This is a genomic window from Yersinia sp. LJYL362 (genome assembly GCF_048323875.1).
Genome location: NZ_JBLWEX010000101.1, coordinates 1 through 10,522, shown reverse-complemented (window position 1 = coordinate 10,522; position 10,522 = coordinate 1). Strand labels below are relative to the sequence as shown.

The window sequence follows — 10,522 nt, the reverse complement described above, 5'->3', positions numbered from 1 at the left end:
TTGCGTTTGTTACGTCCGGTCATAATGTCACCTGTTTTGACTATGAGGCGATGATATCACCTCTATTCAGGTGGCCAAATTAACTATGCCACTACAGAGTCAACTTTTTGTACTACACACTAATATAGGTTCATGGCTATTATATATAGTAAATGAAGAATCTGCGTTTTTTATAGCTTCAAACGTACTGAAACTTACATCACTTGTTATCATATTGAAATATTTCAATTTTTCGGCTGGAGCATCATCTTCTTTTGTAATATATAGCTCAATCCCCATTAGAGAATGTTTATAGCCAGATGATACCAAACTAAAATGAGTTGTTCTTTTTATTTTATATGTTTCTTTGGGGCTAACAAGATTGCCGTTAAAAGATACAGTACCACTTTTTTTATTCCAATCAATAGTTATTGAAACATGCGTAAGCAGTGTCATGCCTCTATCCTCGACTCTATCTTCAATGTAATCTGATGTGCATGTAAAGATATTAGGCTGATCTGTTTTTTTATGAAATGATAAAAAAATAGTTAAAAAAATAGCCAGTATGAAGATAAAGGAAAATAGCAGAGCTTTTTTCATAGTTAGTCCTGTACGCTATTTAATTAACGTTTTGCAGTAAGTTGCTCTATTTTCACTATCAATTTTACAAATTGATATGAAAGTATATGATGAGAGTATATTGCTTTCAAGTACCCTTTCATGAAATATATTTTCACGTTGTTCGGTGCAGACAATGTTATTTTGTTCTAAATCGATTTTGGCGGTTTTGATTAAATCATCAAGTTTTTTTTGTTGACTATTAACCAGAGAGTAGACGCTACAATTCTTTTGCTTGAAAAGAAAAACTGACTTATTTCTGGATGGAGCCTTAGTCTCTTCTAAATTGAAATAATAAATTGCAAGGGCTGTGCATAGCAAGACTATGGAGGCAAGGATCATTTTTTTTCCTCCTATGATGGATTTTTTAGTATTAGGTAAATTATCTTCATCTACTTTATTTTCTCCCGCAGCGTTTTCAACAGTTTCAGTTACTTTAACTAAAGGTGAAGGCTGATTATCTACGGTATTTTCCATCAAAATGGTCGTATTTTCCGATATAAGAACAGTTTCAACATTTGCACTAAATTGCAATCCGATCTTAGGAATGGTCTCTATCATCTTAGAATCGCACCCAAGACTGGTAAATGCCTTACGAATTTCACTGATATAACTATTTAAATTGCTATTTGACCCCGCGAATCCATAGTCTTCCCACACGCTTTTGAGCAGTTCATCTCTGGAGAGGGTGACGCCATTTGACTTTATTAGCTCAGCCAGTAGCCGAGAGGCTGGCGCTGAAAGTGTTAATTCAGCATCGTCATTGCCTAGTAAGACTAAGTTTCTTAGCTCAGGCGTGAACACTAATGAGAAATTTAATATGTATTTCATGAGGTTAAAAATTCATCCGGGAACTGTGTCTTATTATCGCCCGTACCGAGCTAGTTGTAAATTTGAATTAAGAATTTTATTGGTTGATGGGAATTTCAGGTTAGCGTAAGTATTAAAACTATTGGAAAATATACAAGCATGGGCATTGTTTTTATTGACTAAACTTCCATTAGTATAAAACCCTTGGGCAAACATAGTGCCAATATCAAGGCCATTGCTCTACTCTATATAAATCGGTCTTTCAGTCACCTCTACATATAAATCCGCTATTGTAACACCTGCCCTTAACATAGAAAATGAATAGCCAAAGAAGTAGCTGCCGGTCCCTCAATCAGTTGTAGGAAAAATGTCATTCACCGCTCTATTCTTTATTAATTTGACTTGTGTGGTTATTTGCGCGATAGCCATACCTACTGGCGAACCATATAATCCAACTTCACCACCTTCGCAATATATTAGTCCACAATTAATGGCATTATGGAACCACCCAGAAGGGGGCTAATGGTTCCAACTATCATTGGTGCGGGAGTCGCTTTTAACAGAGAATTGAAGTTAGTTTCACCTGCATCATAGGCATCATAGGCATCATAGGCATCAATTAAGTCATTCAGTTCCTTGTTGGAATATACTATATGACACTTAGCATGAAAAGATTCAAAACGCTCAATGCTCTCCCATAGCGTGAATCTGTGAAATTTACCAAACATGAATTTTCCAGAGATTAATATTCTATTTACAACTAATTTTACCTGCTTACTCGGACGGGTAGCGAAAACTATACCTTTATAATCAGCTTCAGCATTATCCGGAATCGCTTAACACAAATATTACCTATAAACCGCGCATGGTTGGCATAGCTAAATAATACATCGAACTTTAGTTGTGGTTCAAAAAGGGTCACTGTACTAAACATTGAACCAGTAAACTCAACAGTGACTGAACTCCCCTCTAAAGGACTGGAGCTATCACTTTTTAAATTAATTTCACGTTGCAAACGATAGTGAAGAACTGCACCGGTTTGGGTTCCAAATACTACTCTCCCCCCTATTTTCTTAGCAGCATCAACTGCTTCTATGACAGCTTCATCATCATAGGACATACCGTCTCCAATGGCACCGTAATCATCGACCCAAAATCTTTGGCCCTCGGAATCTAATAGTTTTTTATTGGCATAAGCTTTTCTCAAGTTATTGATTTAAATATATATTAATTTTTATTCTAGCTTAGAATAAGGAAAGTGCAATACTTTATTATTCTAATCCAATGACCAATTCATGCATACGTTTTACTTCAATTAAAATGTAATCATAAATTATTTTATTTGAGACGGGTCTTGGTTGTCATTGGCTATATTTTTATTCTGATTATTATTTTTAATAAATAAATGGTTATTAGTGTTTCCTAGGCGTTAAAGCTATTTAAATCCAATTTTCGGTTGTAAGTGTTGTTTTTATTTGATTTATTTGCTTCTTTTAGAATTAAAAACTATATATTTATATTTTTTTAGAATGTTTAGCTGTTTTATGGTGGGGTGATTATAATGGCGACCTCAAATTAGATTGCAGGCTTGTAATCTGATGGCGATGAAACTTGTTCGGTAGTAGATGTGTGTGTTTAAAATTTAGGTATTGAGAACTAATACACTTATGCACTGAAAATATGTCTAATTTATTTTAACGGTAGAATATATATGAAATTCAATAAAATTATGTTGTCAGCGATTTTGGTCTTCGGTGTTTCATCTTATGCTGCCGCAGAAGATCCAGTGTTGGGAGCAGCGGGTAAGGTAACCTTTGCTGGCAAAATTGTCGATGCACCATGTTCCATTGCTCCTGAGAGTGTCGACCAAACAGTGAAAATGGGCTCTATTGCCAATGGTGCTTTGAAATCGGGTGGGAAGTCGACTCCACAGCCTTTTACGTTGAAACTGACTGATTGCGATATTGCAACCAAAAAATCCGTAGAAACTATGTTTACTGGTGGAGCATCCGAGAGTGGGGACGGACACATCGGCGTTATTGGTAGCGCTAAGGGTATCAGTGTTGGTATCGGTGATACGGCAGGAAACTTGATTGCCTTGGGTAAACCGGTTCCAAGCAAATTACTAGTGGGTAGCAATGAACTTAATTTCACTACCTTTGTGAAAGGTGATGCAAAAGAGGCGATTATCCCAGGGGAATTCCAAGCAGTCGCTGGGTTTACTCTGACATATAAATAATTATTTTTTTGCTGACTTAGTTTATTAAATGATTGTGGGTTTCTGCTGTATTACATATTAGGGTACAGCAGAAACCATATTATAAATATCTTTGTTAGTAAAACAATGACTGCTTTCATATTGCTTTTAGTTATTTATACCACTGCCCAAGTAGATCATAGTCATGCTTAATGGGGAGTGACAATATGCAAGATGTCATTATTAATTCTGTGTGCGGTTAATATTAATAATTGATTTGTATATGTTTAATATTAGTGGCCTGCTTTTCTATTTTTTATTAGAACTGATTTAAAAAACGTTCATGTATAAGGTTAGCGAAATGAATTTTTCACCTGCTGGAAAATTGGTCCGTTTCCATGTGTTGGGATTGTGCATTTCTATTGCTCTGGGCGTTCCTTCGACAGTAGTGTATGCCGATGACGGTATTCAGTTTAATACTGATGTACTTGATGTTAGTGACCGTGAAAATATCGATCTAAGCCAATTTTCCCGCAGTGGTTATATTATGCCGGGTAGCTACGGATTAGCTGTAAATATAAACCAACATGCATTGCCAGAACAAAAGATAATCTTTTACGCGCCGGAGGATGACCCCAAAGGTAGTAGGGCATGTATTGACAAGGCACTGGTCGATCAACTTGGCCTGAAAGATGGAGTATTGGGTCAAATTACCTGGTGGCATCAGGGGAACTGTCTGGACGAATCCAGCTTAAAGGGTATGGAAGTGCGGGGCGATCTCGCTGAGTCAGCATTGTATCTGAGCATTCCGCAAGTGTATTTGGAATATATTTCGGATGACTGGGATCCGCCATCTCGCTGGGATGAAGGTATTCCAGGATTGTTATTTGATTACAGTGTTAATGCTCAGACACAGCAGCAGTCAAAAGAGGGCACTAAAAATTACAGTATCAGTGGTAATGGAACTGCAGGTGTCAACTACGGCGCCTGGCGTTTACGTGCGGACTGGCAGGGCAGCTTAAATCGCCAGAGCGACAGCATGCAGAAAAATAATGATCGGTTGGATTGGAGCCGCTATTACGCTTATCGCGCGATACCTGTCTTGCGCTCAAAATTGACGATAGGGGAAGACTATCTGGATTCTGGCATGTTTGACAGCTTCCGTTTCAGCGGCGCCAGTCTGCGTTCTGATGACAGTATGTTGCCACCTAACCTGCGCGGCTATGCGCCAGAAGTTGTGGGTATTGCCAGAACTAACGCAACAGTAACTGTTAGCCAAAAAGGGCGGGTGCTGTATGAGACACAAGTCGCAGCGGGCCCATTCCGTATTCAGGACATTAATGATGCGGTATCCGGAGAGCTCGATGTCCGGGTAGAAGAACAAGATGGTGGCGTCCAGAAGTTTAAAATAAATACCGCCAATATCCCGTATCTGACGCGTCCAGGTTCCGTCAGATATAAATTTAGCGCAGGTAAACCATCTGATTGGGAGCACCGCACGCAAGGGGCATTCTTTGGCAGCGGTGAGTTCTCATGGGGGGTCAGCAATGGCTGGTCACTGTACGGTGGTGCTTTGCTCGGCGGTGATTACAACGCCATGTCATTGGGTGTGGGACGAGATTTAATGGTTTTGGGGGCATTGTCGTTTGATGCCACTCAATCACGCGCGAAGCTACCTGATGAACAGAGAACGCTGGGTGGTGGTTCGTATCGCCTGAGCTATTCAAAGAACTTTGAGGAGATCGATAGTCAAGTGACGTTTGCCGGTTATCGATTTTCTGATGAGAACTTCCTGAGTATGAGCGAATATTTAGACATGCGTTATCAAGGCAATCGTGGCGGTAACAGTAAAGAGATGTATACCGTGACTTTTAACAAGCAATTCCGTGAGTTGGGATTGAGTACTTACCTTAACTATAGCCACCAGACTTATTGGGATCGTCCTGTTAATGATCGCTATAACCTGACAGTGTCGCGTTATTTCGACCTGGGAAAATTTCGGAATATGAGTTTATCGGTATCGGCATACCGTAACCGTCAAAACGAAACTAATGACGATGGCATGTATTTGTCGCTGTCGGTGCCGTGGAGTAACGGAGCGACGCTTAGCTATAACTCAACCTTGGACCGTAAGAATGTATCCAATGGGGTCGGGTATTCGAAAACAATTGATGAGCATAGCAGTTACCAGGTGAATGCAGGCACATCACGTAGTGGCAGCAATCTGAGTGGTTTTTATAGTCGCGATGGTGACGCCAGCAGATTGAGTGTTAACGCGAGCTACCAAGAAGGTGGATACACCGCCGCGGGTGTTTCAGCGCAGGGAGGGGTCACATTGACGCCGCAAGGCGGCGCAATACATCGGGTTGGCATGATGGGGGGCACGCGCATGCTCGTCGATACCAACGGTGTATCAGGGGTACCCGTGGGTGGTTACGGTAGTTCCAGCCGAACCAATATGTTCGGTAAGGCCGTGGTGTCAGATGTGAACAGTTATTACCGTAATCAGGCACGTATTGACCTGAACAAGTTGAGTGACAAGGTTGAAGCAACTAAGTCGGTGGTGCAAGCCACATTGACGGAAGGTGCGATAGGTTACCGCAAATTTGATGTGATAGCGGGCGAAAAGGCCATGGCAATTATCAAATTGGCCGATGGTTCTGAGCCACCATTTGGTGCCACAGTAATGAATGTTCGTGGTCAGGATACCGGTGTGGTGAGCGATGGCGGCAGTGTCTATCTATCAGGCATCAACGCTGGAGATAAGATGGCTGTGCATTGGGATGGTAGTGCACAGTGTGAGGTGCAATTACCCTCACAACTGCCGACAGAAATGTTGATGAGCAACTTGCTGCTGCCTTGTCAGCCGCTATCGATTAAGGATTAAGAATAATCCGCTATATCAAGCGGCAGAGGCTGATATTAGTCCGGACTTTTAAAACAGATAATATCCGCGAGGCTTATTTGTGGATATCACACCTTAATATAGAGAAGATAATGAGTACTATGCAAAACAATATGCTGAAATTTAAGATATTAGCAATAACCCTGTTATCTGGGATTGTCATCCAACAGGCTAATGCAGCTATTGCCCTGGACCGTACCCGAGTGGTTTTTGATGGCAAAAATAATTCTGTTAGCCTGAGTGTGACTAATCAGAACAAGCAGTTGCCTTATTTGGCTCAGGGTTGGCTGGAAGATGAGCAAGGTAACAAAATTCAAAGCCCATTGATTGTTTTGCCCCCGGTACAGCGCATTGAGCCTGGCAAAACGAGCCAGTTGAAGATTCAGGCATTGCCAGCAGCAAAACAATTGCCATCAGATCGCGAAACGCTGTACTACTTTAATCTGCGGGAAATACCACCGAAAAGTGATAAAGCCAATACATTACAAATTGCGCTCCAGACACGTATTAAACTGTTCTATCGTCCTGATGCTATTGCGGTAAAAACGAATACGCCTTTGCATGAGCAAATGACCCTGACACGGCAGGGGGAGCAGTATGTGGTAAATAACACTACTCCCTATTATGTAACTATTATTGCTGCAGGTAACACCAAGGATAGCGAAGGTGTAAAAGAATTCGAGTCATTAATGGTGCCGCCTAAAAGTAGCACACCTTTGAAAGTTAAGGTTGCCAGCTTGGGAAACAGCCCGGTACTCACCTATATCAATGATTATGGTGGTCGTCCGCAGCTAACTTTTAGTTGTAGCGGTAACAGTTGCAAAGTGATCCCTGAGAAGCCCAATGCGTCGTGATGTGCTCTTAGCCCTATGCTGCGCCAACAAGGGGGAATACGGATGAAATGGATCAGCAACAAGTGGCCAATATTGGGGGAGAAGCTCAGCGAGAATCCTTCACCTCGCCCCCGCTGGCAAGATTGGTGTGGCGGGGCGATGCTGGCGATGATGGTACTGGCCAGTTTTATGATGATGGTCTGGTCATTGCCTGCCCCTAGTCTGGCAGATAATTGGCCCAGAGAAGAGGTGAAAGGCATGCTATATGCACATAACGTATCTGCGGAAAGTGTGTGGCATTTAGAGAAGGCTAGCGCATGTAAGGATACCCTACATAATTGTAAGTGAGGTAGCAACATTATGCTTAATATAAGGAATGTCGCTCGGCTAGTTATTGTTTTGGCTACTGGCATGCTGGCCAACAGCAGTGTAGTACTGGCGGCTGAACAGGTTAGCTTTAGAGTTTCAATAACGATTATGGCACCAACCTGTACGATTAATGATAATAAGACGATGAGTGTTTTTTTTGGGGATGTGCTATCCCAAAAAGTAGATGGTAAAAATTATATCAAGCCTATTGAATATAGTTTGAAATGCACTGGTGCTGATTCGCAAATGTTTTATATGACAATACAGGGTACTGCTGCTTCATTTAATAATAGTGCACTGGGAACCAATATTACAGACTTTGGTATTGCACTATTTGCCGATGGTAAGGCACTTAACATAAATGATTCAATAAAATTCAGTCCAGCGAAAAAACCCTTATTGCAAGTGGTGCCGATAAAAGTTGCGAACAAACCGTTGAAAGGGGGAGATTTTTCAGCTAATGCAGTGATGAAAATCTCTTATCAGTAATATGGGAACGAAAATGAACAGAATTCTAAACTTAACAATATTGTTAAGTTTATTGATACTGTTTACAAAAAGTGTATTGGCAAATAACGACACAATGCGCTTTAAAAGGTACGTTGATTGAACCGCCAAATTGTATTATTAATAATGACGTTATTCTAGATATTAATTTTGGCGATGAAGTCATGACATACCGTATAGATGGAGTGAATTATTTACAATAAGTGAAGCACAGCTTGAAATGTAAAGATCCCGTTATCAATAATATGAAAATGCGAATTATTGGGGGAAGTGCGAGTTTCGATGATACAAGCTTACGAACCGATAACGAAAATCTGGCTATTAAAATATTAGTTAATAAGAAACATGTTTCGGTAAATGAATGGGTGAATTTTACCTATGATAACGGTCTTGGGGTATACCGTTTGGATGTGGTGCCAGTGAAAAATCCAGTTTCCATGTTGAAAGGAGGTTCATTCTCGGCAACGGGCATATTAATGGTGGATTACCAGTAAAGGAAATAGTCCATAAAGTTATGGACTATTAACGTAGAGTAATCAGAGAAGAGAACTGAGTTTTTGATATTTGGTTGCGAAAACTATTTCAATTAACTAGCGAATTTTTTATTAAATAAGGTTTTAACTATGAATAACAAATTAAAATTATCAACGCTGTTGGTCACTTCGGTACTTTTTAGTGGAAATGTGCTAGCTGCGGGTGAAATGAATTTTAAAGGCAAATTGATTGAGCCACCCAATTGCACTATTAACGGTGGTAAACAGATTGAGGTGGATTTTGGTAATGAAGTCATGACTTCTCGTGTGGACGGAAAGTTGTACATTAAACCCGTAGCACATGGCTTGAAATGTACAAGCCCAGAGCTCAAAGCCATGAAGTTACAAATCAAAGGGAGTGGAGCGTCGTTTGACAGCAAGAGCCTGAAAACAACAAACGAGAATCTGGCCATTGAGATACAAGCCAATGGTAAAAAATTAGGCACCAATGAGTGGTTGGATTTTGATTACACGGATGAAGCATCAGTTCCCAAACTGACAGCGGTACCTGTGAAGAATAAAGATAAGGCTTTGTCTGGCGGTACTTTCACCGCTACAGCAACGTTAATGGTGGATTATAAGTGATGAAAAATGTGGCGATAGGACGATTTTTGGCTTTTGCCACATTTTTGGCAACGGTAATTCTTGTAAGCAGGACTGTATCCGCGGCAACTAACCTGGCTTTTGGTGGCACCTTAATTGAGCCACCCTCCTGCGAAGTTAATTCAGGTGAATTGATTGATGTGGATTTTGGTGGCCGACTGGGGATAAAAAAAATCGATGGTATTCAATATCTGCAAAAAGTGGATTACAGCATCAAATGTGAACCTGGCGCTAAAGGCTGGGCGATGGAGTTGATACTAAGTGGCGAACCAACTCCCTATGACATGGCTGCTATTCAAACTGATAATCCAGATTTAGGTATTAAGTTCTTAATTAACGGCGAGGTATTTACCTTGGGTAAACCTGTATCAGTTAACCCAGCAGATTTACCTATTCTGGAGGTAGTCCCAGTTAAAACACCGGGTTCGACATTAGTGGAAGGGGCATTTGGGGCCACTGCTACGCTGCAGGCGGTATACCAGTGATGGAGGCAGAGAATAATGCACCAGCTCAGTAATCAAGTGCGGTGTGGCATGGTCGCGATGGGGATGTTGCTTAACGGGCCGGTACTGGCCGCAGATAACATGCGCTTGCATGGGGCTCTGGTCGCCGCACCCTGTGTTATTGCCCCAGGTGATGAGAATGTCCTGCTGGATTTTAGTGTGCTGGCGGATAAATATCTCTACCTGAATGGCCGTACACTTGCGCAAAAATTTCAGTTACACCTGACGGATTGTGACATCAACGCGGGCAATAGCGTGAAAGTCTCTTTCAGGGGGGTAGAAAATAGCCAACTGCCGGGTCTATTGGCACTGTCCAAGGGGAGCGAGGCCAGCGGCATCGCCATCGGGCTGGAAACAACTTCTGGTAAGGCTATCCCGTTGAATAATAATCAAGGGATAGAGCAAGAACTCAGTAACGGTAACAATGTCATTGCCTTGCAGGCCTATGTGCAAGGAGAGCCGGAGGCGATCAGTAACCACACCATAGGGCGTGGGGCATTTTCTGCCTCTGTGACCTTTGATATGGAGTATGACTAATCCCATATCAGCCTGGTTAGATGCTTACCAATGGCTGTGCCATTGCCGACGTAATGCTCCCGCCAATGCAGATGTGTGGCACTTACGTTTCCATTGGGCAGCACAAGGTATGCATTTACTGGAGCAGG

Annotated in this window: 13 protein-coding genes; 9 read left to right on the top strand and 4 right to left on the bottom strand. The window is 41.5% G+C overall.

Features of this window, described 5'->3' with window-relative positions; genetic code table 11:
• Positions 1-99 precede the first annotated feature (99 nt).
• The 4 genes from ACNSO8_RS04445 to ACNSO8_RS04430 form a co-directional block, all read right to left on the bottom strand.
• Positions 100-579, bottom strand: a complete 480-nt coding sequence (locus ACNSO8_RS04445; RefSeq protein WP_418393938.1) for a hypothetical protein — start codon at positions 577-579, stop codon at positions 100-102.
• Between the two features lie 15 nt (positions 580-594).
• On the bottom strand, positions 595-1,428 hold the full coding sequence (locus ACNSO8_RS04440) for a winged helix-turn-helix domain-containing protein (RefSeq protein ID WP_418393937.1): 834 nt from the start codon (positions 1,426-1,428) through the stop codon (positions 595-597).
• 455 nt (positions 1,429-1,883) lie between these two features.
• On the bottom strand, positions 1,884-2,135 hold the full coding sequence (locus tag ACNSO8_RS04435; RefSeq protein ID WP_418393936.1) for a hypothetical protein: 252 nt from the start codon (positions 2,133-2,135) through the stop codon (positions 1,884-1,886).
• 68 nt (positions 2,136-2,203) lie between these two features.
• The gene (locus tag ACNSO8_RS04430; RefSeq protein ID WP_418393935.1) at positions 2,204-2,527 is read right to left on the bottom strand and encodes a hypothetical protein; all 324 of its coding nucleotides are present in this window, start codon (positions 2,525-2,527) and stop codon (positions 2,204-2,206) included.
• A 591-nt stretch (positions 2,528-3,118) separates the two neighbouring features.
• Between ACNSO8_RS04430 and ACNSO8_RS04425 the strand changes: the two genes are divergently transcribed.
• The 9 genes from ACNSO8_RS04425 to ACNSO8_RS04385 all read left to right on the top strand — a co-directional run bounded on the left by ACNSO8_RS04425 (position 3,119) and on the right by ACNSO8_RS04385 (position 10,394).
• On the top strand, positions 3,119-3,646 hold the full coding sequence (locus tag ACNSO8_RS04425; protein WP_418393934.1) for a fimbrial protein: 528 nt from the start codon (positions 3,119-3,121) through the stop codon (positions 3,644-3,646).
• A 319-nt stretch (positions 3,647-3,965) separates the two neighbouring features.
• The gene (locus ACNSO8_RS04420; protein WP_418393933.1) at positions 3,966-6,491 is read left to right on the top strand and encodes an outer membrane usher protein; all 2,526 of its coding nucleotides are present in this window, start codon (positions 3,966-3,968) and stop codon (positions 6,489-6,491) included.
• A gap of 131 nt (positions 6,492-6,622) precedes the next feature.
• Positions 6,623-7,363 carry a fimbria/pilus periplasmic chaperone gene (locus tag ACNSO8_RS04415; protein ID WP_418393939.1) on the top strand — a complete coding sequence of 247 codons (741 nt, stop codon included), beginning with the start codon at positions 6,623-6,625 and terminating at the stop codon, positions 7,361-7,363.
• A gap of 42 nt (positions 7,364-7,405) precedes the next feature.
• Positions 7,406-7,690, top strand: a complete 285-nt coding sequence (locus ACNSO8_RS04410; RefSeq protein ID WP_418393932.1) for a hypothetical protein — start codon at positions 7,406-7,408, stop codon at positions 7,688-7,690.
• 12 nt (positions 7,691-7,702) lie between these two features.
• Positions 7,703-8,200: a fimbrial protein gene (locus tag ACNSO8_RS04405; protein WP_418393931.1), complete on the top strand. Its 498-nt coding sequence runs from the start codon at positions 7,703-7,705 to the stop codon at positions 8,198-8,200.
• A 233-nt stretch (positions 8,201-8,433) separates the two neighbouring features.
• Positions 8,434-8,712: a hypothetical protein gene (locus tag ACNSO8_RS04400; RefSeq protein ID WP_418393930.1), complete on the top strand. Its 279-nt coding sequence runs from the start codon at positions 8,434-8,436 to the stop codon at positions 8,710-8,712.
• Positions 8,713-8,841: 129 nt separating this feature from the next.
• Positions 8,842-9,336, top strand: coding sequence for a fimbrial protein (locus ACNSO8_RS04395; protein ID WP_418393929.1), 495 nt, complete (start codon positions 8,842-8,844; stop codon positions 9,334-9,336).
• Entirely contained in the window at positions 9,336-9,839 is a 504-nt protein-coding gene (locus tag ACNSO8_RS04390) for a fimbrial protein (RefSeq protein WP_418393928.1), read from the top strand. The genes ACNSO8_RS04395 and ACNSO8_RS04390 overlap by 1 nt, the downstream gene beginning before the upstream one ends.
• 15 nt (positions 9,840-9,854) lie before the next feature.
• Positions 9,855-10,394 carry a fimbrial protein gene (locus ACNSO8_RS04385; RefSeq protein WP_418393927.1) on the top strand — a complete coding sequence of 180 codons (540 nt, stop codon included), beginning with the start codon at positions 9,855-9,857 and terminating at the stop codon, positions 10,392-10,394.
• The last annotated feature ends 128 nt before the right edge of the window (positions 10,395-10,522 follow it).

What these genes read in the sequence shown, in the direction of transcription:
- ACNSO8_RS04445 (WP_418393938.1), bottom strand. Translation starts at nt 579, where the DNA reads ATGAAAAAAGCTCTGCTATTTTCCTTTATCTTCATACTGGCTATTTTT.
- ACNSO8_RS04440 (WP_418393937.1), bottom strand. Translation starts at nt 1,428, where the DNA reads ATGAAATACATATTAAATTTCTCATTAGTGTTCACGCCTGAGCTAAGA.
- ACNSO8_RS04435 (WP_418393936.1), bottom strand. Translation starts at nt 2,135, where the DNA reads ATGTTTGGTAAATTTCACAGATTCACGCTATGGGAGAGCATTGAGCGT.
- ACNSO8_RS04430 (WP_418393935.1), bottom strand. Translation starts at nt 2,527, where the DNA reads ATGTCCTATGATGATGAAGCTGTCATAGAAGCAGTTGATGCTGCTAAG.
- ACNSO8_RS04425 (WP_418393934.1), top strand. Translation starts at nt 3,119, where the DNA reads ATGAAATTCAATAAAATTATGTTGTCAGCGATTTTGGTCTTCGGTGTT.
- ACNSO8_RS04420 (WP_418393933.1), top strand. Translation starts at nt 3,966, where the DNA reads ATGAATTTTTCACCTGCTGGAAAATTGGTCCGTTTCCATGTGTTGGGA.
- ACNSO8_RS04415 (WP_418393939.1), top strand. Translation starts at nt 6,623, where the DNA reads ATGCTGAAATTTAAGATATTAGCAATAACCCTGTTATCTGGGATTGTC.
- ACNSO8_RS04410 (WP_418393932.1), top strand. Translation starts at nt 7,406, where the DNA reads ATGAAATGGATCAGCAACAAGTGGCCAATATTGGGGGAGAAGCTCAGC.
- ACNSO8_RS04405 (WP_418393931.1), top strand. Translation starts at nt 7,703, where the DNA reads ATGCTTAATATAAGGAATGTCGCTCGGCTAGTTATTGTTTTGGCTACT.
- ACNSO8_RS04395 (WP_418393929.1), top strand. Translation starts at nt 8,842, where the DNA reads ATGAATAACAAATTAAAATTATCAACGCTGTTGGTCACTTCGGTACTT.
- ACNSO8_RS04390 (WP_418393928.1), top strand. Translation starts at nt 9,336, where the DNA reads ATGAAAAATGTGGCGATAGGACGATTTTTGGCTTTTGCCACATTTTTG.
- ACNSO8_RS04385 (WP_418393927.1), top strand. Translation starts at nt 9,855, where the DNA reads ATGCACCAGCTCAGTAATCAAGTGCGGTGTGGCATGGTCGCGATGGGG.